Annotated in this window: 20 protein-coding genes and 1 pseudogene; 13 read left to right on the top strand and 8 right to left on the bottom strand. The window is 36.3% G+C overall.

Going from position 1 to position 21,632, the window contains the following annotated elements; genetic code table 11:
• Positions 1-2 precede the first annotated feature (2 nt).
• On the top strand, positions 3-488 hold the full coding sequence (locus BOQ62_RS16010; RefSeq protein ID WP_129041046.1) for a GNAT family N-acetyltransferase: 486 nt from the start codon (positions 3-5) through the stop codon (positions 486-488).
• Positions 489-563: 75 nt separating this feature from the next.
• Here BOQ62_RS16010 and BOQ62_RS23440 read toward each other — a convergent pair whose 3' ends face one another.
• From BOQ62_RS23440 to BOQ62_RS15980, 7 genes are all read right to left on the bottom strand, one after another.
• The gene (locus tag BOQ62_RS23440; RefSeq protein WP_228414220.1) at positions 564-1,286 is read right to left on the bottom strand and encodes a T9SS type A sorting domain-containing protein; all 723 of its coding nucleotides are present in this window, start codon (positions 1,284-1,286) and stop codon (positions 564-566) included.
• The gene (locus BOQ62_RS23435; RefSeq protein ID WP_228414218.1) at positions 1,283-2,416 is read right to left on the bottom strand and encodes an alkaline phosphatase family protein; all 1,134 of its coding nucleotides are present in this window, start codon (positions 2,414-2,416) and stop codon (positions 1,283-1,285) included. Before BOQ62_RS23435 ends, BOQ62_RS23440 begins: the two co-directional genes overlap by 4 nt.
• Positions 2,417-2,830: 414 nt before the next feature.
• Positions 2,831-3,499: an HAD-IA family hydrolase gene (locus tag BOQ62_RS16000; protein WP_129041044.1), complete on the bottom strand. Its 669-nt coding sequence runs from the start codon at positions 3,497-3,499 to the stop codon at positions 2,831-2,833.
• Positions 3,500-3,506: 7 nt separating this feature from the next.
• A complete protein-coding gene (locus BOQ62_RS15995) occupies positions 3,507-4,661 on the bottom strand; it encodes a TIGR03364 family FAD-dependent oxidoreductase (protein ID WP_129041042.1) in 1,155 nt (384 codons plus the stop codon).
• A gap of 11 nt (positions 4,662-4,672) precedes the next feature.
• Positions 4,673-5,971, bottom strand: coding sequence for a DUF5690 family protein (locus BOQ62_RS15990; protein ID WP_129041040.1), 1,299 nt, complete (start codon positions 5,969-5,971; stop codon positions 4,673-4,675).
• Positions 5,972-5,980: 9 nt separating this feature from the next.
• A complete protein-coding gene (locus BOQ62_RS15985; RefSeq protein WP_129041038.1) occupies positions 5,981-8,806 on the bottom strand; it encodes a TonB-dependent receptor in 2,826 nt (941 codons plus the stop codon).
• A gap of 599 nt (positions 8,807-9,405) precedes the next feature.
• Positions 9,406-9,975 carry a helix-turn-helix domain-containing protein gene (locus tag BOQ62_RS15980; protein ID WP_034693936.1) on the bottom strand — a complete coding sequence of 190 codons (570 nt, stop codon included), beginning with the start codon at positions 9,973-9,975 and terminating at the stop codon, positions 9,406-9,408.
• Positions 9,976-10,397: 422 nt separating this feature from the next.
• Here BOQ62_RS15980 and BOQ62_RS15975 point away from each other — a divergent pair, with 422 nt between their 5' ends.
• The 12 genes from BOQ62_RS15975 to BOQ62_RS15925 all read left to right on the top strand — a co-directional run bounded on the left by BOQ62_RS15975 (position 10,398) and on the right by BOQ62_RS15925 (position 19,850).
• Positions 10,398-11,105: a response regulator transcription factor gene (locus tag BOQ62_RS15975; protein WP_129041036.1), complete on the top strand. Its 708-nt coding sequence runs from the start codon at positions 10,398-10,400 to the stop codon at positions 11,103-11,105.
• A gap of 3 nt (positions 11,106-11,108) precedes the next feature.
• Positions 11,109-12,521, top strand: coding sequence for a sensor histidine kinase (locus BOQ62_RS15970; RefSeq protein WP_129041034.1), 1,413 nt, complete (start codon positions 11,109-11,111; stop codon positions 12,519-12,521).
• Between the two features lie 249 nt (positions 12,522-12,770).
• Positions 12,771-13,265, top strand: coding sequence for a hypothetical protein (locus BOQ62_RS15965; RefSeq protein WP_129041032.1), 495 nt, complete (start codon positions 12,771-12,773; stop codon positions 13,263-13,265).
• A gap of 30 nt (positions 13,266-13,295) precedes the next feature.
• The gene (locus tag BOQ62_RS15960) at positions 13,296-14,123 is read left to right on the top strand and encodes a YoaK family protein (protein ID WP_129041030.1); all 828 of its coding nucleotides are present in this window, start codon (positions 13,296-13,298) and stop codon (positions 14,121-14,123) included.
• A gap of 316 nt (positions 14,124-14,439) precedes the next feature.
• Positions 14,440-16,236 carry a DNA mismatch repair endonuclease MutL gene (gene mutL / locus BOQ62_RS15955; RefSeq protein WP_129041028.1) on the top strand — a complete coding sequence of 599 codons (1,797 nt, stop codon included), beginning with the start codon at positions 14,440-14,442 and terminating at the stop codon, positions 16,234-16,236.
• A gap of 6 nt (positions 16,237-16,242) precedes the next feature.
• Positions 16,243-16,971 carry a rhomboid family intramembrane serine protease gene (locus tag BOQ62_RS15950; protein WP_129041026.1) on the top strand — a complete coding sequence of 243 codons (729 nt, stop codon included), beginning with the start codon at positions 16,243-16,245 and terminating at the stop codon, positions 16,969-16,971.
• Between the two features lie 9 nt (positions 16,972-16,980).
• Positions 16,981-17,433, top strand: a complete 453-nt coding sequence (locus BOQ62_RS23430; RefSeq protein ID WP_129041024.1) for a hypothetical protein — start codon at positions 16,981-16,983, stop codon at positions 17,431-17,433.
• Positions 17,355-17,972, top strand: coding sequence for an endonuclease/exonuclease/phosphatase family protein (locus tag BOQ62_RS22725; RefSeq protein ID WP_228414214.1), 618 nt, complete (start codon positions 17,355-17,357; stop codon positions 17,970-17,972). The genes BOQ62_RS23430 and BOQ62_RS22725 overlap by 79 nt, the downstream gene beginning before the upstream one ends.
• Positions 17,973-18,045: 73 nt before the next feature.
• Positions 18,046-18,750 carry a metal-dependent hydrolase gene (locus BOQ62_RS15935; RefSeq protein ID WP_228414212.1) on the top strand — a complete coding sequence of 235 codons (705 nt, stop codon included), beginning with the start codon at positions 18,046-18,048 and terminating at the stop codon, positions 18,748-18,750.
• The gene (locus BOQ62_RS23425; RefSeq protein WP_228414210.1) at positions 18,744-19,016 is read left to right on the top strand and encodes an endonuclease/exonuclease/phosphatase family protein; all 273 of its coding nucleotides are present in this window, start codon (positions 18,744-18,746) and stop codon (positions 19,014-19,016) included. The genes BOQ62_RS15935 and BOQ62_RS23425 overlap by 7 nt, the downstream gene beginning before the upstream one ends.
• 4 nt (positions 19,017-19,020) lie before the next feature.
• Positions 19,021-19,383, top strand: a complete 363-nt coding sequence (locus BOQ62_RS15930; protein WP_129041020.1) for a hypothetical protein — start codon at positions 19,021-19,023, stop codon at positions 19,381-19,383.
• A 23-nt stretch (positions 19,384-19,406) separates the two neighbouring features.
• Positions 19,407-19,850 (top strand): hypothetical protein, encoded by a 444-nt coding sequence (locus BOQ62_RS15925; protein WP_129041018.1) that lies wholly within the window; start codon positions 19,407-19,409, stop codon positions 19,848-19,850.
• A gap of 255 nt (positions 19,851-20,105) precedes the next feature.
• Here the strand turns inward: BOQ62_RS15925 and BOQ62_RS15920 are convergent.
• Positions 20,106-21,619 (bottom strand): annotated as a pseudogene (locus BOQ62_RS15920) (GH3 auxin-responsive promoter family protein).
• Between the last annotated feature and the right edge of the window lie 13 nt (positions 21,620-21,632).

Here is a 21,632-nt window from a genome sequence, read left to right as displayed (position 1 = left end):
TGATGAATGACAATAAGAATGAAGTAAAAATTGTAGTATACGAACCACAGTATAAAGAAGCTTTCAAGGCTTTGAATGAAGAATGGATCAAAACATTTTTTGTGATGGAAGCAGGAGATTATAAGCTGCTGGACCATCCGGAAGAGGAAATTTTACATAAAGAGGGGCACATTGCCTTTGCTTTATTGGATGGAGAGGTCGCAGGAACCTGCGCATTAGTAAAAACGGAGGATAATCCCCTTACTTTTGAGCTGTCAAAAATGGCGGTAAGTCCTAAAGCGCAAGGGAAAAAACTGGGCTATCTGTTGGGAAATGCTTTAGTAGAAAAAGCGAAAGAATTACATGCAGAAAAAGTCTTTTTAGTGACCAATTCTATTTTGGTTCCGGCCATTAAACTTTATGAAAAGCTGGGCTTTATCCATACACCTATCGGAAAGGCTGAGTATGACCGTGCTGATGTTCGGATGGAGTTGATTTTCAATAAATAAACAAAAAAAATATTAGAACTCGGATGGAAATATCCTTGTTCTAATATTAAAATTAAATCTAATTGCTTTACTGTTTTATTTTTTGATAAAAGTCTTGGTCTGTGAATTTTTACTTCCCTTGATTTTAATGAAATATACTCCTGCCGGAAGGCTTCCAATATTGATTTTTTCATCATAAAAACCTCTTGAAGACTTCAAATTTGATGTTGAAACAAGAGCGCCTTTACCATCAATGATTTCTGCTTTAATTTCCTTATCCTCAGACTTGTACTGAATTCCAATGAAGGTTGAAACAGGGTTGGGATAGATTTTAAAATCATCAGCAACTACTTTCGTTTCTTTTGCGCCTAATACTCCTTTTGAACATTCCGGAATTCTGTTGACCCCATCAATTCCCCATGAAGATTCTACCGGAATACAAAGCCAGTTCAATACGGTAGGGAAGTGGTCTGTTTCTCTCGTTGTTGAAGTATAGTCATACACTTTAAAGTTGTTCACTGTACCAGCATTATAAGTCGGAGAACCTGTTATCATCATGTTATTGGTGTTCGGACTGGAATCAGTCAACGTATTTCCAGAAGTTCCATTGCATCTCCAATTAGCAACCAGTTGAGAATAATAAGGGTGGGAAGGTGTAATATCTTGGTTCGCCCAATTCACGATCACATCATTTGGAAGAGCAGACTTCCAGATTCTCACATCTTTATAAGAAGCAGCCAGATTGATTCCATATGCATTCGTTCCATCCTGATTTAAGGTCAAAGGAAGGCCGGAATCAATATTTCCGATGGTATTCATTTTGCAAAAGTTACCGGAACACCATCTTCGTATAGCGTTACAAGGCCGTCTCTGTCAAAGCTGGCAGCAATATGTTTCCACTTATTGGTTTCCACTTTTCCGCCAACAAGGTCAATTCTGTTCGTTCCATCGCCAATATTCATTTTAAAAGTCTGGCCGGAATATCCTGAGAAAACAAAACCTTTATTTTTTCCGTTAGCCCAGTTTTTATTACTGATCATCACCGGATCACTGGAATAGGACGCATTAGGTTTTACCCAAAATTCAATCGTAAAATCCTGATTGGCTCCAAAATTAAAAGGAGTCTGGTTTGCCGGCTTTGCATAAGTTCCAGCCGGAAAATTCAATTGATTAAATGTTTTATTGGATTCCAGAACGGTTTTGCTGATTTGTTGTGGAGTAAATCCGGGGTTAGAATAGACCGTGAAAATATTTCTCTCCGTAAGATTTCCGCCTCCATGAGAACTTTCAATAGCTCCGTGATCTGTTGTCAGAACTACCAGCCAGTCTTCGTTGTTATAAGAAGGCCTGTTTTTCATGGCTGTTACAATTTCTCCAATATAAGAATCCGTAGTCTGAATAGAAGAAACATACTGAGGAACCGTTGAAGCAAAGCCATAAGAATGTCCTGCATGGTCTACATCATCAAAGTCTACAAAAAGAATATCAGGATTGTCACTCTGCAAAGCATTTACAGCTGCATTTTTCACTGCAAGATCCGTTGCCAGATTACTTTTTACATCTGCTGTATTTATAATCTTGTCATTAATGGGTGACCAGTGAGCCAGAGAAATGGTTCTCAAATTAGGATTATAAGTCTCCGCTCTTGTTAAAAAGTCAGGGTAATTGACATAGTTCGGACTGGTAAAATTATTGTCCTGAACATTGTGCTTGGTATGCCATACACCTGTAAGCATGGTGCTCCATCCGTTTCCGCTCCAGGTAGTGGCAGCGCAAAGTCCGTCAATAGAGTAAATTGACTGACTGATGAGGTTTTGGATGTTAGGAGTAGAGGTAGACATCATGACATCTGCACGACATCCGTCGATACCGATAAAAAGAACTTTTTTAGTCTGAGCTCCAAAGAAACAGCTCATGATAACAGCCATTGAGAATAGTTTTGTTTTCATAGGGAAAAAGAGTTTTTGAAAGTAATAAGTTTACAAATAGTAATTTATTTTTAATTAATATAAAATTAGTTTACTATTTGTAAACTTTTGTAAACTGAAAGTTAATTAATTGATAATTAAAAAGTTCACTCAAAAAGTTTTAAAATCTTCAATTGGATGCATTACATCGGGGCTGTTTCAAAAGTGTCATTCTGACGAAGGAAGAATCTTATTGATTTTCAAAACAACTAGATTCTTCACTACATTTCATTTCGTTCAGAATGACAAAAGCCAAATCATTTGACTTTTGTGAAAAGAAAACCTCTGTCAAATTGAAAATTTAACGGGGTGGTAAAAAACACAAACATTTCCAATAGAAAAATCCATGAAAACATTTGTGTCAAGAAGTATTAAAAAAATATGATGAAAAAGTGGTTAAAGAATACCTTCAGCTTCAGAAATGGTATTCAGAATATAATCCGGGGATGCTTTTTCAAGCTCTGATTTACTTTGAGCTCCTGAAAGAACAGCTACCGTTAGTCCACACCCTGCATTTTTTCCCTCTTCAATATCAATAACAGAATCGCCTGCCTTTAAAACTTTATTAGCTTCTGTAATATTGAATTTCCTCATCGCAAGTTGTATCATTTCAGGACTAGGACGGCTTTCTGAAACATCATCTGCTGTAATCAAAGCATCAAAATGAATGCTTTCTTTCCAGTTGAGTTTGTCTAAAAGCTGTTGAGCGATTTCTGATGTATAGCCTGTATTCAGAACGATTTTCTTGTTTTGGGCTTTCATATTCAATAAGAAATCTTCCGCTCCGTTGATGGGTTTTACATCCAGATTTTGATAAGATTCTTTCAGCTGGTCAGAAAAATTCTCAAAAATAGCAGGAGCATCTTCTTCATTCCCATCGATTTCCTTTAAAAGACTTGTGATAGCTTCCAGTTTTTCCATTCCGGCACAGCTGGATAATACTTTTTCCAGGCTTACCATATAGCCGTAATCATTCACAGCGTTGGTAAGTGTTTTGTAAACTACATTATCCTCATCAATGGTTGTTCCGGCCATATCCAGAACGAGTAATTCTATATTTTTCATGTCAATGTTATGCGTAAATTTTTTCAATATTAAATTTGGAAAAGCCACCGCTTCCCGTCATTCCTTTTCCTCCGATTCCCGTTACAATATGAATATTGGCAGATGGGCTGTGTTCAAAAATATCTTTCGTTTTGCACTGGGAATAGATTCCGAACCACCTTCTCTGAATTTCATACGTAGGAAGATCAATAATTTTTTTGGCCTCATGAATCATGAATTCATCAATCTCCATATTAAGATCATACCCAAGGTCATCTGCATTTTTAGCATCTGCATATTCGTGAGAATCTCCTATGATCACAGAACCATCCAGCGCCTGTTTGAATAAAATATGTACTCCATACTTCTTTTCAAATGAATTAGGATCTTCTAAAGCCTTGATTTTCTGAAAAGAAGGACACTCACTGAATGATTCATACCTTCTCACAGAAAGACTTGTAAGAATATTTCCCTGAAGCGAATAAATTCCCTGAGGTTTGGTCTGAAGCATTTGTAGCTTACTCACTTCCAGATCACTGTCATTGAATACTTTAGGGTATAAAGTTTTAAACTCATGTCCACCGCAGATCATGATTTTAGAAGCATTAAATTCTATTCCGTCAGCAGCTAAGGCCGTACATTTCTGATCATCTTCATAGGTTTCAAGAACCGTTGTATTGTAGAAAATCTGTAATCCCATTTTTTCCTGAAGCAGCTTATGAAGCTTTATAATCATCTCTGCAGAATCTACAGAAAGTTCCTGTGGGAAAAACAAACCACCTTTGCAATAGTCGGAACGAAGTCCGTCAAATTTCTTGATGCAGTCATTTTTTGATAATAAAACAGATTCATAATCATTATTTCTGTTGATTTCATAAAGTTCTTCAATCAATTGAAGCTCTTCATCATTTGAAGCAATATAGATGGATCCATTTTGTCTGATGGTAAGATCTGCCTGATCATGAAGTTCATTGTATATGGCCAGACTTTCCCTTCCGAAATTCTGCCATTTAAGATCCATTCCGGAAGGCACTACCTGTCCGAAATTTCTTACTGTGGCACCCTGAGGAACAGAATTTCTTTCCAGTAAAGCTACTTTAAGATTTTTCTTCAGTGCATGATAAGCATGGAATGTTCCTAAGATTCCACCTCCTACAACGATTAAATCAAATTTTGTTGTCATTGTACTATTATTTATAAAATTTTCGACGTATCGAAATTGATGAATTGATTAGAGTTAGATTTGGGTTTCGACTTTTTTCTGAAAGCTATAAAAGCAATCACGGAAAGAACGAAAACCGTTATGGTGATGATATAATTTAAATTGATATAAAAATTTAACCATGAAGTCTGAGCTGAACCGAAGTTTTTATACAAAAGAATCAGAACACTTCCTAAATAACCGAAAGAATCTACAATATAGATCAGAAAACCTACATTTCCTTTGATTTCAAAAGCGGCAATCATCCGGTCAAAATAAATTCCGTTGAAAGGGATGTAGCAGATATACATTCCGAAACCTGAAATCGTCATCCATAAAAAAGGAGACAAAGAACCCTGCTGAAACAGATATGTGGAAAGTCCAACGGTAAGAATGCCGGCAAAAAGGATGTAATGATAATAAGCAAATGCCTTTTTATTGTTTTTTACCTTAACCATAAAGCTTAAAATCACCAGAACCATTACCGCAATAGGAATTTCCGTTAAAGTAAAAATGGAACTGTCAAAAGTAAAATGCAGCCCATCCCAGATTTCCCTGTTAAAGTTATCTCTGAAATCCCTTAAAACGGTTAAGCTGATATATAAAAAGATGATACACACAATCGGAACAAAAAACTGTTGGATCAAAACTTTTCTTTCCTTACCATTCAAAGGCTGTCTCTTATTTTTAAGCAAAATATCTTCGTCCGAAGGCTTGGGAGTCCTTTCAAGAAGCAACCCGAAAAGAATTAATGGAACAATGAAAACCAGCCCGGCTGAAAAGGGCATCCAGAATTCTGAAATGGAAAAAGTATCCATTAAAAATTTCCCTACGGATTTTGTAAACCCTGAAGAAACCACAAAGCTTGAACATAGAAAAAGACCAATGATTTCGGTGGTTTTTCGTCCTTCGATATAAGAGAAAACAATTCCCCAGATCATTCCCAGCGGAATCCCATTGATCAACATAAACAGGATATTGTAAGGAGCAGGAACGACTGCAAATCCTAGCAAGGCAAGCTCAGCAACAGCAATGAAAGTAAAGAGATAAGTAATTCTTTTCTGAGGTTTCAACTCCGAGATAAATTTGATTCCAATGAATTTTGAGATAAAATATCCTACAGCCTGGGCAATGATAATCAGAATCTTATAATCTACCCCGAAATAGGAAAGACCTTCGAAAGAAGCTACGGTAAAAGGTTTCCTGAAACCGTACATGCAGAAGTAAACACCGAAAGCAGCAAAGGCAGCCTTCAGTGTTACTAATGTTTTTTTATTGATGGTTCTGGCCATGGTAATGGGTTAGAAGTTCAGTTTTATTCCAAGATTGAATCGTACTCCATAATATTCCACCTGTTCCGGACGGTCTTCACTTTTTCCGAAGTGATAGATCAGAGGTTTGTTCAGAATATTGTTCACATCCGCATACAAAGTCAGGTATTTGGTAAATTGATAAGAACCTCCGAAATCCAGATTGCTGTATTTACCGTAATAAGAATCATTGATGTCCTCCTCAGCATACTCTACAGCATATTTTCCTTTGTAGTTGTAAGCCAGTCTTGCATTGAACCCTTTTTTCTCAAAGAAAAGCTGGGCATTGTACAATTCTTTTGCCTGATAGGGAAGGGCTACCGTTCTTCCGCTTGGTTTTTCCATTTCGGAAGTCATGAATGTGGTATTCAATTGTACTCCGAAATATTGTAAAAGCCCTGGAAGGAAGTCAAATCTTTTATTAATTCCAAGCTCAACACCTCCCAGCCATGCTGCTTTTCCGTTATTAGGCGCTGTAAATTGTACACCGTTGATTCCATTATAATTTCCGATAAAAGAATCCTGGAAAATAGGGTCTGTAATCGATTTATAGAAAACTCCGCCACTCAGAATTCCTACATTGGAAAAATAATATTCTCCCATCAGGTCAAAATTCAAAGAATAGGTAGGATTAAGATTCGGGTTCCCCCCTTTAAACTCGTTGTCTGCTTCAATATATGTTCCTCCCGGAGTCAGATCACCAAAATTCGGTCTTGAGAACGTTCTTGTTGCTGCAAAACGAAGATTGGTTTTATCATTTAATGTATATTTTAAGTGAATCATTGGAAGAACAGCCAGATAGTTTTTAGTATTTTCTACAGGAGTCAATACGTCATCATTTACGCTGTAACCTTTCACTTTTGTATTGGTATTTGATAATCTGATTCCTCCTAAAATGGTAATTTTATCATTCAGTTTATACGTTGCCATTCCATAAGCATCTGCATGTTTTTCATAGACATCAAAGTTTCTTCCTAATGCTTTATTATATTCCAGTGCTTCGGAATCTGTAGTATTTATTTTTAAATTTCCTTGATTCTGATACCAGAACTGGTTCATTCCTGTGGCAGAAAGTACCGGACCAAATGTGTTGCCGATGTGGGCATTCATTTCACTTAAATATTTCGGTCCATTAGGCTGTGTAGTGATATATTGGGAAAAATCAGATAGAAGAGGTGTTGTTCCACTGCTCCAGTTGTAGAAAATATCAGAGAATCTTGCATTACGTTCTTTATCTCTGTATTTAAAACCATATTTTAAAGTCAGTTTATCAGAAGCATTGATTTCATGGTTGAAAGCTGCTACAATTTTATCCTTTTCCTCTACAAACACTTTATAAAATTCAAGATCTGTAAATCTCATCTGCGAAGCATCCATTTTAAAGTTCGGATCACTGTAGAAACCAAACAAAGCATCTGGATTTTTATAATCTAGTTTCCCGCCATCAGCTTTCCAGTAGGCTCTAGGACCATTTCCATGATTTGAAATATAATCAGGATTGATGGCTACACCAGATTGAGTGTACTTGATCACATAGTAAGAATTGTTTTGCTTATCAGGAATATTTCCATATTTGAATTTATTGTCGTAGTAAGATAAATCCCAGTCGATTTTTCCTTTGTTTAATTGATGAACCGCTCCCAAGGAAACAGACGTAAGTTCCGTTATCAGTAAGTTGTGGATATTCTGAAGCTCTACTCTTGCGGTATTATTAGTACTACTGAATTTATCAAAACGGATTCTGTGTTTATAATGCGTTTCATCATCGGATAAAGTACCATACATTCCTTTTAAATAAAAAGTAGTCTTTGGAGAGAGTACATATTCAAAAGCGGTATTAATTCCTGTTGTTTTTCTTACCCCGTTATAATCACGAAGTTCCAGTCTGAAAACCCCTTCATCACCACTTCTTCTCGCCTCAAAATTATCTGTAGACCAGTTTCTGATAAAATGCGCAAAATTGAATAAATACCCGAATTTTTTATCCTTCGTTCTTCCTCCATACAAAAATCCAAGGTTGTAAACTCCCTTATCAGACTTGGCATTATAACCACTTCCCACAGTAGCTTTGAATTCTGTTTTCATCGGTGGAGTTTTGGTGATAAAATTGACACCACCACCTATTCCGTCTGCTTCAATGTCTGGGGTAAAAGACTTATTTACATGTACATAGGAGATCAGTTCCGTAGGAAAGAAGTCGAATGCGGTAGCTCTGGAAGTGGTTTCTTCCTCTGCAGTGGGAAGTCTGTTTCCATTGATGGTTGTGGATGCCCAGAATGGCGGAAGTCCTCTCAGGGAAACAAATCTCCCTTCTCCCTGGTCCCTTTCAATCGAAACGCCCTGTACACGCTGCACGGTCTCTGCGGCATTTCTGTCTGGTAGTTTCCCGATCCCATCTGAGGCAATCACGTTGGTAATATTGATCGCATTTTTCTGAAGATTTAAAGCTCTCGCTTCTGTATTTTTCAACGTTCCGGTAACGATAACTTCATCAATATTTTTTCGGGGCTGGGATAGTTTAATGATTCCTAAATCAACGGATTGTTCCGGTTTCAGGTCTATGTTAATATCTGTAGATTCATAACCGATGTAGCTGATTTGTAAAGTATATTGGCCTTCTTTGATATCATTGATTGTAAATTTTCCTTCAATATCAGTCGTTATATTTTTAGATAAGCCTTTTATTTTGACTGTGGCCCCGGGGAGAGGCTGGCTGTCATCAAGAACAGTTCCTATAATTAACTGTTTTTGCGCTGAAACAAATACAATGAAACAGACAAAAACAAGGGTAAGTAATTTCTCTAATTTTGTTTTCATTTTTACATATATTAAATTTTTTATGCAAATCACGCTAATAATTTTAATATATATAAATATTTTGTATTAAGTATTGATTAACAAATGAGTCCGGTTTGTTACGTCTGTTTTACTTGAAAACCAATTGAAGTTAACCATTGAAAATTTTATAAAAGAGGGTCTGAAGTAGCTGCTTCAATGTTTTTAGCAAATGTTTCCCAAGAATATAAGGAATAGAAACCTGCTGAAAAAAGGCTTGTTTTGGTTCATATTTCGTTCATCTTGGAAGAAAACAGAAAAATAAAAGTTGCATATTTGTAAACTTTTGTGTGTTTCGTAAAATCAAAAATTGAAGAATGATGTAAAATTTGGAATATGATTTAAACGCAAAGTTTAATAAACCATAGGATATATTATGAGGGTGCAAAGATTGTGACGTTGTCGCTGATGAAGCGTGATTATCATATGTGTATTTATAAGGAATCTACACTACAATTGTCATTCTGAATGAAATGAAATGTAATGAAGAATCTCGCGTTATTGAATGCAAATAAGAGATTCTTCCTTCGTCAGAATGACAAAAACAAAATAATAAAAAGCTTTGCGTTAAAAAAATGCAGTTAAGCCGTATAAAAATAAAGAACAAGCATTACACAACTTTCATTACTGATGCTTACCGGAACGTGAGGAAACTTCCCGTTGAAATACAGAGAATCACCTTCTTTTAGGATAATTTCTTCATTATCAATTACGTATTTCACTTCTCCTTTCAGAATATATTTGAATTCCCAGGCATCCGTAATGACCTTTTCCCTTTTAGAATTGGGTTCGAGAGTTAGGAGCACAGCTTCAAAACCCAAAGAATGAAGGCTTTTGCTGAAGATATGCATATATTTAAATCCTTCAGCTTCTACTTCCTTTTCAATGACTTGCTGACTTTCTTTCGGAACATAAATGAATTTAGCATTGGATTTTTTCTCAACCCCTTCAAAGAAATAGCTGGCATCAATCTCAAGCGACTGGATCAGATCTAATAAAACAGGAAGTGAAGGAATGGTTCTTCCGTTTTCAATTCTGGAAACAAGACCGTTGCTCACATTAGCTTTGAAAGCCAGTTCGTTGATGGTTAAATTATTCTTTTTTCTAATATCCTTTAATCTCTTGCCGATACCTATTAAAAAGTCATTCATACTGTGTGTAATTTAACCTGATTATTTTATCATCATTATATTAAAAACAAAGGTAATATTATTCTATATAGGTTGTATGGTAAAAAGAGGAATTCACAAAAAGGTAAAGTGATACAAAAGTGGAAAAATAAAAAAAGAAAAGTTGGCAAGTTTATTAATTATGCTGTTTTATTTTTCGATCGCGAGGGCACTTCGTTCAGCTAAGAATGCGATCATTGCATAGTGAAAGACCCTTGCGATCATTTTATAATTTTATATTGAAAAATTCCTTGCGGATTTTGCGGTAAATCTAATCCATCTGAACCGAATCATAAAACGTTTGTAATAGGTTCCCATCTTCTAGCGTCCCTTTTCTTTCTCTGTTCCAGGTTTGCCCATCCCAGGAAAATTTCCCTATTTTTGTAAAACTCCTTATTTCATTTATGAAAAAAATTATTCTTATCGAAGACGAAACCAGTGTGGTGTCCTTTATTAAAAAGGGACTTCAGGAAAATGGATATGAAATTTCTGTTGCTTTTGACGGGCGTACAGGAGTACAGCTGGTGCAGGCTAATGATTTCGATCTGGTAATTTTAGACATTATGCTTCCGGAAATGAATGGCTTGGATGTATGTAAAGAAATAAGAAAAACCAATCAGAGTGTTCCGATTTTATTTCTGACTGCTTTGGGAACTTCTGAAAATATTGTTCTCGGATTAGAAAGCGGCGGAGATGATTATCTGGTGAAACCTTTTAAATTCATTGAACTGGTTGCGCGTGTGAAATCTTTGCTAAGAAGAAGCAACAATAATGGACCTCAGGAAATTGCAGAACCGGAGCCGGATAATGAGCATGTATTTCAGTTTTTGGATCTGATGGTGAATGATTATACCAAGAAAGTAACCCGTGCCGGAGAAGATATTTCTCTTACTTCCACAGAATATAAACTCCTGCTATATTTCCTGAATAACCCTGAAAAAGTAATTTCCAGAGCCGAAATTCTGGATGCAGTGTGGGGTGTAAACTACGAGTTGGGAACCAATGTGGTAGATGTGTATGTAAACTATTTAAGAAAAAAACTAGATAATCACGATGATAATAAGCTGATTCATACCGTGATAGGAATGGGGTATGTGTTGAAAAAAACATAATGTATGTTTAATAAAGTCATTACAAATCAGACCAAAACGATGGTGCTTTTGATGTTGGTGTTTACCGCCATCATTTTGCTGTTCAGTGGTTTAGTGTACTTTTCAATCGTTAATTTTTCACACCAGAGATTTTATGAGCTTCTGAAGATCAGAACAGCTACTATTGTTCAGATCGAAAAAAGCAAAGACCATCTCGATCTTCCGGAAAACTATGTTCTCAGCAGTTTGAATGATGAAGAGCTTCCGATGGAAAAAGACTATGTTTTTGCTGTTCCTACAGATTCCAATTTCAAAAAGATATCTCAGGAGGTCCATATCCCTTCGTATTTCTTCAAAAATATTATCAAAGAAGGAGAGTCCAATTATAATGATGAGGAATTCTATTATATAGGACAGAGTTTCAAATATGATGATAAAGATTATATAGCCATTGCTTCTGCTAAAAACCACTATGTTGTTTATTATCTGGGCTTTTTAAAAAGAACGTTGCTTACTTGTATTGTGCTATCGCTTTTCTTTAGTATGATTTTCTCTTTTTATCTGTCTAAAACTTTATTCAGACCGATCTTAAAAATTACCGGAAAAGTAAAGGAGATTAGTTCTGAAAATCTTCACTTAAGATTGGAGTCCCAGCCTGATAACAAAGAACTTAATGAGCTGGTAGATACCTTTAATGATATGCTCAATCGTATTGAAACATCTTTCGAAACACAGAACCACCTGATTGGAAATGTTTCCCACGAATTGAGAACCCCTCTTACCTCTATTATGGGAGAAGCCGATGTTGCCCTTTCCATCAGCAGAACAGCGGATGAATACAAGGAAACTTTAGGAATTATTTTGGACGAAGCCGAAAAGCTGGATAAAAAGATCAAAGCCCTTCTCATGATTGCCCAAACCGGATTTGATGGGAAAATCCAGAAAATGGATAAGGTAAGAATTGATCAATTGCTTTGGGATGTTATTGAAACCCTTAGAAAAATTGATTCCCGAAATAATATCTATCTGGATATCAGTATGCTTCCCGATAATCCGAAAAAACTGAAAGTACAGGGGAATGAGCAGCTACTGCATCTTGCAGTGGCCAATATCATCAGCAATGGCTGTAAATATTCTAATTTTCAACAGGTTAAAGTTTCTCTTGGTGCTACGAACACAGACGTTTATATCATTGTAAAAGATAATGGTATTGGAATTCCGGAAGTAGAAATGAACAAAATCTATGACCCGTTCTTCAGAGCTTCTAATACCAATAATTATGAAGGTTACGGAATAGGGCTTCCGCTGGCAAGAAACATTGTAAGAATGCACAACGGGGAATTGATCGTAAGCTCACACGAGAACCAGGGAACAACCGTACAGATGCGCTTCCCTAATTTCTATAGTACACAGAAAAATGAAGAGATAAATAAGTAAGAAGCACTATTTTATCTTTATTTATTTGCATTTTTTAGTCTGTTTTGTATTGACAGACAGATTGTTGTGTCATTAATTTCGATCCTTCTGGATTGGGCTTTATCTCCATGTTAACTCCCCTTTAACAATTTTCTAATCTCATTTTAATCTCTTTAATCACATTTTAATTCCGTTCCAAAGATCTTCTAATGTGGTCGTTCTAGTTTTGTATCATCGAAAAAGATCAACACAATACAAAATAATAAGAACATGACTAAAACAATTTTAATTGCAACGGATTACTCTCTTGAGTCATTGAATATATTGAAAAAAGTACTTAAAGAGAAAGATACAGCAGAAGATCAGAATCAATACAACATTCTTTTGACATCGGGGTATGATTCCGGAGATTCTATCAGGGATCTTTTGTTCAGTACCAAAACTTCTGTTTTTAATAAAATCAGACCGGCAGAATTCAGTGATGCCCTTGGGATTATCAGTAATAAATATTCTCACCTGGTTAATAAAACCATCTGCGACATTTTTACAGGAAGTTTCCAAAGAACATTCAACCAGTATGTAAAAGCGGAAAATATTGAGGAAGCTTACTATTCTCCATCCATCAAAAGCAAAGGAAAGGGCAAATTCGATCTGATTCCTTATATCAAAAAATGTAAAGAACTGAAATCTCATGAAATTGCGGTTGAAGTGAGAGAAAGACTTCCGGAAAGAGGAAGACTGGCAGAGATCTTTGTAGAGGTTTAAAAATTAAACACAATTTAAAAACGATAAAAAATGTTAAGAAATTATAGTAACAGCAGGACACTGGGAGACAATATCAGGTTGGGGACGCTGACTGCCTTCACGGCGGGTACTATAAACATTGCTTCCCTATTGATATTTCTCTCTTTTACGTCAAACGTAACGGGACACTACGCTATTTTAGCCGCAGAGATCAGTAAAGGAAACTGGACGCAGGTAGGAGTAGTAGGAGGATGGATCTTCCTGTTCTTCTTCGGAAGCTTCCTGTCCAACTTTATTGTGATCAATTTTAATAAGAAAAGTAAATATTTCGCCCATTCCATGCCAATTGTGCTGGAAATCATCTGTCTTCTTTTTGTAGGAGTATACGGGCAGTTTTATTACCAGAAAACACTAGAAGAAACAGAGTATTTGGTTGCATTGATGCTTTTTGCTACCGGACTTCAAAACGGATTAACGGCAAGTATCTCTAATTTCTCTGTAAAAACAACTCACCTTACCGGAACAACCACCGACCTTGGGATTCTGGTATCGATGTTTACCCAGAAAAAATATAGAAAAAACGGAGAACTGATTGGCAGAGCAAAGCTTCTGATGAGTATTATGCTTGCTTATGTAATGGGAGCTGTATTTTCAGGTTTGACTTATTATTATCTGGAGTTCAGAGTATTCTATGTCATCAGTATATGTCTTCTTATCGTTATCGGATACGACGCTTATAAAATTCACATCCGTCACTTCAATACGAAGTACAGATACAACAGGATTTACAGAAAGCCTAATGTTTTTGCTTATCTGTATGAGAAAATCCATGGAACTCCTAAAAGAGAGAAGAAAAGGAAGCTTGTCTTTGAGGATTAAAATATAAAACACACTATTAATTTTTTGTATAAACTAGCTGTAAATGCCCTTATTTTATTATGAAATAGGGGCGTTTTTGTTAAAAATTAGACTAAAAATCTATCAATCTCTTGTTTTTTATCCTGTTTTAGATGGTTGTTGAAATGAAAATCTCCGGATCAGATCAATAAACTTGCTAAAGCCCTTCATTACAAACATTAAAAAAAACAGTTGGGGATAAATAAGCAAAAATGTTGATAATTAAATATTAAATCACGATTTTAGTATTTTAATTCCCGTTTCCATTGACTATTTTTGTAAGTTGATTTACGTTTTTATGTCAGATATTATTCAGCTTTTACCGGATCATGTAGCCAATCAAATTGCAGCAGGAGAGGTGGTGCAGCGGCCTGCATCCATCGTGAAAGAACTTTTGGAAAATGCTATAGATGCAGATGCAACGAAGATTGAATTGATCATCAGGGATGCCGGAAAAAACCTTATTCAGGTGGTAGACGACGGAAAAGGAATGTCCGAAACAGATGCCCGCATGGCGTTTGAAAGACATGCTACCTCCAAAATCAAAGGAACAGAAGATATCTTTAAGATTGCCACAAAAGGGTTCCGTGGTGAAGCCCTGGCTTCTATTGCGGCAGTTTCACAGGTGGAATTGAGAACAAAGCAGCAAAATACCTCCATAGGAACGAATATTTATATCGAAGGCGGAGTTTTCCAGTTCCAGGACCCGATTCAGACAGCAGACGGATCAAATTTTTTAGTGAAAAATCTTTTCTATAACGTTCCTGCGAGAAGGAAGTTTTTGAAAAATAATAATATTGAATTCAGACACGTTATCGATGAATTTCAGCGTGTCGCACTGGCTCATGAGAATCTGGAATTTTCTCTGTTTCATGATGATGAAGCTGTTTTCAGACTGAGAAAAGGAAGTCAGATGCAGCGTATTGTAGATGTTTTCGGCAGAAAACTTCAGCCGCTTCTGATTCCTATTAAAGAAGATATTATCTGGTGTAAGCTTCATGGTTTTGTGGCCAAGCCGGAAGGGGCTAAGAAAGCAAGAGGTGAGCAGTTTCTTTTTGTGAACGGAAGGTATTTCAGAAGCCCTTATTTTAATAAAGCAGTACAGGAAGCTTTTGAAGGGTTGCTTCAACCAGGGTATGTACCATCGTTTTTCCTTTTTCTGGAGCTTGATCCGGAGAAAATAGATGTCAATATCCATCCACAGAAAACGGAAGTGAAATTTGAAGACGAGCATCTTATTTTTGCTTTGCTTCGTTCAACCATAAAAAGGTCTTTAGGAATTTATAATGTTTCTCCAAGTCTTGATTTCGACAGAGATCCGGAACTGGATGAAATGATGAATAAACCTATTCCAAGTAAAGGAAATGGAGGCGGAACCGGCGGAGGTGTTTTCAAAATGCCGGAAATCATTGTAGATAAAGACTATAATCCGTTTCTGGAAGAAAAAAATGTAGTACATCCTGAGGAAATTCAGAATCTTACGGAGATGTATCATCAAAATATTACGGCAGAACCTTCAAAGATTAACCTCTTCGAAGATGAAGATTTTGATGAAGATCTGATGAGACTTCCCAATGGCTACTGGCTTTTCAATAAAGGAGATGTCACCCTGATGCTGGATCTGGGAAGAATGCACAGGCTTTTGGTTTCTGAAGGAAATAAATCCACCAGAAAATCAAATACAAACAGTCATGCCCTTCTTTTTTCTCTGGAGTATCATATGAATGAAATCGAAAAGGCAAAATACAATTCGATAAAAAAATATCTTCCGGAATTAGGGTTTGACATGAAAATTGCTCATGAAAGTGTACTTCGAATAGATTCACTGCCCGAAGGACTGAAAGAAACTCAGGCTATGAAGTTCTTAGAAAACCTTTTTGAGATCCTCGATTACAAGACAGAAGAAGAATTTTTGCAGTATTACCATAACCAATGGAATAAAATGCAGTCGAAGTCAAGATTTGACTTTATTTATAAAAAAGATGCGGAACAGTTGATTAAAGACTTTACAGCATTAGGCTTCCCGGAATTTTTACCGGACGGCAAACGATGTTTTTATGAAGTTCCGTTTAATGACTTTAAAAACAAATTTTAAAAAAATATGTTTAACAATATACCGCCAATTACCAGGAATATTATAATAATCAATGTTATAATTTTCATTATAACTTATCTAATTGGAAACAAGATGGTCGAGTATCTTGCTGCCTTTTATCCTTTTTCTCCCTTTTTCCATTCATGGCAGATTATTACCCATATGTTTATGCATGGAAGTATTATTCATATTTTATTTAATATGATGACGCTCTTTAGCTTTGGACCTATTCTGGAACAGACATTAGGAGATAAAAAATATTTGATTTTGTACTTTGCAAGTGGCCTTGGGGCGTTTTTTCTTTTTAATGCATGGAATTTTGTGGAAGTTCAGCAGTTCTCCCGGGAATTGGAGCAACTAGGATTTAATGTAAATGCATATCTGTCCGGGGCAAGCGTTGAGTTTACGGGAAATACAGGTTCAGTTCTCAAACAAAAAGAATTGCTGAAAAGCTTAACAGATATTTTAACAACTCCAATGGTTGGAGCTTCCGGAGCTATTTTCGGAGTGGTAGCAGCATTTGCAACATTATATCCTGATTCTAAAATTGGAATTATGTTTATTCCGGTTCCGATTAAAGTAAAATATTTGTTGCCTATTATTGTGGTTGGGTCTATATACCTTGGTGTTTCCGGTAACGGAGGAGGTATTGCTCATCTTGCTCACGTAGGAGGAGCGCTGGTGGGTTGGCTGTTGGCACGAATTTGGAAAAGACATTTGTACAGATTCAATTAAAATAATTTTGTGAAAATTTTCCGACTTATATTATTCATCCTGCATCTTGGAATTCTGTTTCTGCTGCTGGGTACATTACTGAATGCCTATATTCCACCTAAGGTTTTTCCGTGGTTTAATTTACTTTCTTTAGGTTTTCCGGTGTTGATGATTGCTTATATCATCCTTACAATATTTTGGATATTCAGCTGGAAAAAGAGAGCTTTTGTATTCATGTTTATAGGGCTGGCTTTTATTAATCCGGTGAAAAGATGGGTAAATTATTCTTCTCCTAAAAATCAGGATTCTGATATAAAAGTGGTTTCCTTCAATACCAGAGCTAATAGCGGTAGAGTTGAAGAGATTGGAACTTACCTTAAATCTCAGAATGCAGACGTTATTTTTTGCAGGAAGATTCCGGAGCATCCTATGAGTTTGAAGGATATCAAAAAACAAATCCTGCTGGAGGTTTTGCTATTTTAACCCAACATAAAATCATCAGCCAGAAAACAATAGATCCACAGGACGAAAGTGTAAGAGTGCCCGGATTGCAGGCTGACATAGAAATCAATGGCAGAGTGTATCGTTTTATTGATGTATATCTTCATCCATTCCGCTTTGATAAGGATATGGTAAGGCTTAATGGAAATACCGATGCCAACGAACAAAAAATAAAAGATGTTGTTAAAAGACTGATTCCTACCTTTAAAAAACATCAGGAACAAGTTGATTTGATTCGACAGGCTATTGAAAATTCACCCTATCCTGTTATCCTCGCCGGAGATTTCAATTCTGTTCCCAATTCTTATGAATATTATCATCTTTCAGAAGGACTTGAGGATGCTTTTTTAACAGCCGGAAAAGGAAGTGCAACCAGTTTTCACGACTATAAATTTCCTATCAGAATTGATTACACTTTTTCTTCAAAATCATTAAAGGCAATATCTTACGAAGTTGACCGTTCTATACATATTTCAGATCATTATCCTGTCATTGTGAAGTTTTCTAAGGAGAGCAAGTAATCATAAAAAGAGTTAAAATTATCTGCTTGGTAGGATTTTTGTTGAAAGAAAACCGTACCAAGACCGTTTTTTCATGAAGTCGAATCAGATATTACTATTTTTACATATCGTTGTTGCTGTTTTGCTGTTATGCACATTAGGGAATGCATGGATTCCGCCTAATCTTTTGGGCAACCTAAATCTGCTCTCGCTTGGTTTTCCCTATCTGATATTGACGCATATAATTTTTACACTGATCTGGATCTTTAAAAAACAAAAAATAGCGATTGCTTTTGCATTAGGGACACTTATTTTCTATAACCCCATCAGACGATGGATCAACTTTTCTCCTAAAACAGAAAATGGAAAAACAATACGGGATATTAAAGTATTGACATTTAATGTTAAATATGGAGAGTACGGTTGGGATAAAGTAAAAAATTATATCAAAGAACAGGATGCTGATATTATTCTTGTGCAGGAAAAAGATACGAACCGCGCTATAAAGAGAGATCTTATAAAATATCCATCCGTTATTCTGAAAACAAAACATAAAATTGTAAGACAGGCAGAGCTGATTGATGAGAAAGCACGAGGAAATTCATTCTATGCTGATATTGATATCAATGGAAAAGTAATCAGAATCATCAATGTTTATCTTGAACCTTTCAGACTTCATAAATCCATGTTTACGAAGCTGGATGCTTTAGGTTTTGGAAATGTTTCAACACTCCTTTCTCACATGACTCCAACATTTCAGGCGCATGAAGATCAGGTAAAAAGAATCAGAAAATGGTAGATTTATCCCCTTACCCAGTTATCCTGGCAGGAGATTTTAATTCTGTACCTAATTCTTATGAATATTATAATCTTGGTAAGGATCTTCAGGATGCCTTTCTGGTAGCGGGAAAAGGAAGTGCAAGCAGTTTTCATGACTATAAAGTTCCTTTGAGAATTGATTATATCTTCAGTTCAAAATCCATTATTCCTCTTAGCTATAAAGTAGATCAGACTGTGAAATTATCGGATCACTATCCCGTAATTGCAGAATTTCTGCTAAATTAGTTCCATGAAAAATATATTGTCTGCGATTTTCGTCTTTATACTTCTCTTTACTGCCTGCTCGAAGAAAGAATCTCCGGGATTTGGTGCCGAACAGGAAGTGATGATCAAGTATGATACAGCAGCTGTTGATTCCTTTTCCACAGGAGCTGTTTCAGTAGATATTGCAAGAAAGATAAGAATGTCTTCTCCTCAATATCTTGATTCGGTAAAGCAGGCTAAAAAGCTTCAGGAGGAAGAGAATAAGATAAAAGCGGAGCTGGAAAAAGAAAATAAAGCAAAACAGGAAGAGGAGAAGAAAAAAGCTGAAGCAGAAAAGAAACAGAAAACTTCAGAAACACCACCATCCTCAGAAACTAAAACACAATAAACATCATTAAAACAATATACAATATGAAAAAAACAATTCTTGCCGCAGCAGTGATCTCAGTATTCACTGTAGCATGTACAAAATCAACAACAAAAACAGAACAGGTAGAAAATGCTGATGGATCCGTTACCACTACAACAACTACCGTTACAGAAACCCCAAACACTGTTGATACGGCGAAGATCAACGATGCTAAAGAAGATGTGAAGGCTAAAGTAGATGCCGCTGGAAATAAGATAGACGATGCTGCTCAGAAGGCTAAAGATAAAATTGATGCCACTGCAGATAAAACGAAACAAGATCTTCATAAAGCAGGACAAGATATCAAAACAGAGGCTAATAAAGTAGGAAAAGATATTAAAACCGGAGCACAGGAAGTTGGGAAAGATGCTAAAGAAGCCGCTAAAAAGGGAGCTTCAAAAGTAGAGGAAGCTGCTAAAAAAGTAAAAGAAGACTTAAGCAAATAAAATAAAAGCCGTAATTCAATCAGAATTGCGGCTTTTTATTTGTTATCTGTGAATAGATTTTTTTAACGCAAAGTTTTTATTATTGAAGCTTTTACTTTTAAGGAGGCAAAGTATGGGATCAATGAAATTGATTCTTTCTAAGCGTGTTGGCTGTCTTCTCGCTTCACCAACGACAAAGTCGTAATCTTTTGCTCTCTCATGCTCTCTCAAAAATTACAGCACACCGCTGAAACCTTTGCCTTTAAGAAATAATCTTTATTTATTCATCTCCAGCAATGGGTCTATATATTCCCTGTCATTGCTTAATCTCGGTACTTTATTTTGCCCGCCAAGCTTTCCTTTGGCCTCCAGCCAATGATAAAACAGGTTGTTTTTAGCAATATGTACAATAGGTCTTTTAAGCGTTATATTGTTGTATCTCTTAGCTTCATAATCTGAGTTGATGGTCTTTAAATGCTTATCAAAAGCATCAATAAAGCTGTCCAGATTATCAGGATGCTGGCTGAATTCAAAGATCCATTCATGAGCGCCGCCTTCATTTCCTTTCATGAAAACCGGTGCTCCCGTAAAATCTGTGACTTGTGCTCCCGTTGCTTCGCAGGCTTTTGAAAGAGCAGATTCCACATTGGTAATCATCAGTTCTTCCCCAAAAGCGTTGATATAATGTTTTGTTCTTCCCGTTATTTTTATCCTGAACGGATTGGTTGAAGTAAATACGACAGTATCTCCAATCAGGTATCTCCAAAGTCCCCCATTAGTTGTGATCACCATTGCATAGTTTTTCCCGACTTCTACATCTTCCAGGCTCACAACTTTTGGATTTGAAAAATGGAACTGATCCATAGGAATGAATTCATAAAAATACCATAATCCAGCATCAGAAGCATCTCATCACTGTCTGATCTGTCCTGTATACCGAAGAAGCCTTCAGAAGCATTGTAAATTTCGTAGTAATTGATGTTTTTTCCGATGATCTGTCTGAATTGTTCCCTGTAGGGCTTAAAACTGATTCCACCGTGAAAAAATACCTCCAGATTAGGCCAGAGCTCCGAAATACTTTCAATATTGGATTCCTTTACTACTCTTTGCAGGAGAACCATCATCCAGCTTGGTACCCCAAGGATGCTGCCCACATCTTCGTTTTTTACTTCAGAGGTAATGGCTTTCAGTTTGCTTTCCCATTCCCCCATTAAAGAAACCTTCTTGCTGGGAGTAGTGGTAATTTCTACCCAAAACGGAAGATTGTCAATTAAAATAGCCGATAAGTCTCCGAATTTTGTATTGAAATCGGCATATAATTCTGAACTCCCCCCAAGTCGTAAATTTTTATAATTAAAAAGCTGATTTTCGGGGTGATTATTGGCATAAATGGAAACCATATCTTTTCCTGCCTTCATATGACAGTATTCAAGACTTTCAGTCGAGATGGGGATAAATTTGCTCTTGGCGTTGGTGGTTCCTGATGATTTGGCAAAATGCTTAATCAGACCGGGCCAGCTTACATCTTTCTGTCCCTGTCTTGCTTTTTCAATATAAGGCTCCATTTCTTCATAGGTAACAATCGGAACCTTGTTTTTAAAATCCTGATAACTTGATATAGAATTGAATCCGTATAGCTTGCCATATTCCGTGTCCTCTGCATGAAACAGCTGAGAAAAGAGTATACCTTTCTGTGTTTCAATGGGATGATCCATGAAATTCTGTATCTGGTCTATTCTTTGTCGGATGAACCAGTTGACTACGGTGTTGAAAAGTGCTTTGGTTGCCATTCCAACAAATATA

It is taken from the genome of Chryseobacterium sp. CH21, assembly GCF_004119445.1.
In the GTDB taxonomy this organism is placed as follows: Bacteria; Bacteroidota; Bacteroidia; order Flavobacteriales; family Weeksellaceae; genus Chryseobacterium.
The sequence above is the reverse complement of the archived record's forward strand: the minus strand, read 5'-3'. Positions and strand labels throughout refer to the sequence as shown.

Bases quoted from the DNA above. Each gene is read 5' to 3' on its own strand.
- BOQ62_RS16010 (WP_129041046.1), top strand. From the start codon at position 3: ATGAATGACAATAAGAATGAAGTAAAAATTGTAGTATACGAACCACAG.
- BOQ62_RS23440 (WP_228414220.1), bottom strand. From the start codon at position 1,286: ATGAATACCATCGGAAATATTGATTCCGGCCTTCCTTTGACCTTAAAT.
- BOQ62_RS23435 (WP_228414218.1), bottom strand. From the start codon at position 2,416: ATGAAAACAAAACTATTCTCAATGGCTGTTATCATGAGCTGTTTCTTT.
- BOQ62_RS16000 (WP_129041044.1), bottom strand. From the start codon at position 3,499: ATGAAAAATATAGAATTACTCGTTCTGGATATGGCCGGAACAACCATT.
- BOQ62_RS15995 (WP_129041042.1), bottom strand. From the start codon at position 4,661: ATGACAACAAAATTTGATTTAATCGTTGTAGGAGGTGGAATCTTAGGA.
- BOQ62_RS15990 (WP_129041040.1), bottom strand. From the start codon at position 5,971: ATGGCCAGAACCATCAATAAAAAAACATTAGTAACACTGAAGGCTGCC.
- BOQ62_RS15985 (WP_129041038.1), bottom strand. From the start codon at position 8,806: ATGAAAACAAAATTAGAGAAATTACTTACCCTTGTTTTTGTCTGTTTC.
- BOQ62_RS15980 (WP_034693936.1), bottom strand. From the start codon at position 9,975: ATGAATGACTTTTTAATAGGTATCGGCAAGAGATTAAAGGATATTAGA.
- BOQ62_RS15975 (WP_129041036.1), top strand. From the start codon at position 10,398: ATGAAAAAAATTATTCTTATCGAAGACGAAACCAGTGTGGTGTCCTTT.
- BOQ62_RS15970 (WP_129041034.1), top strand. From the start codon at position 11,109: ATGTTTAATAAAGTCATTACAAATCAGACCAAAACGATGGTGCTTTTG.
- BOQ62_RS15965 (WP_129041032.1), top strand. From the start codon at position 12,771: ATGACTAAAACAATTTTAATTGCAACGGATTACTCTCTTGAGTCATTG.
- BOQ62_RS15960 (WP_129041030.1), top strand. From the start codon at position 13,296: ATGTTAAGAAATTATAGTAACAGCAGGACACTGGGAGACAATATCAGG.
- mutL (WP_129041028.1), top strand. From the start codon at position 14,440: ATGTCAGATATTATTCAGCTTTTACCGGATCATGTAGCCAATCAAATT.
- BOQ62_RS15950 (WP_129041026.1), top strand. From the start codon at position 16,243: ATGTTTAACAATATACCGCCAATTACCAGGAATATTATAATAATCAAT.
- BOQ62_RS15935 (WP_228414212.1), top strand. From the start codon at position 18,046: ATGAAGTCGAATCAGATATTACTATTTTTACATATCGTTGTTGCTGTT.
- BOQ62_RS23425 (WP_228414210.1), top strand. From the start codon at position 18,744: ATGGTAGATTTATCCCCTTACCCAGTTATCCTGGCAGGAGATTTTAAT.
- BOQ62_RS15930 (WP_129041020.1), top strand. From the start codon at position 19,021: ATGAAAAATATATTGTCTGCGATTTTCGTCTTTATACTTCTCTTTACT.
- BOQ62_RS15925 (WP_129041018.1), top strand. From the start codon at position 19,407: ATGAAAAAAACAATTCTTGCCGCAGCAGTGATCTCAGTATTCACTGTA.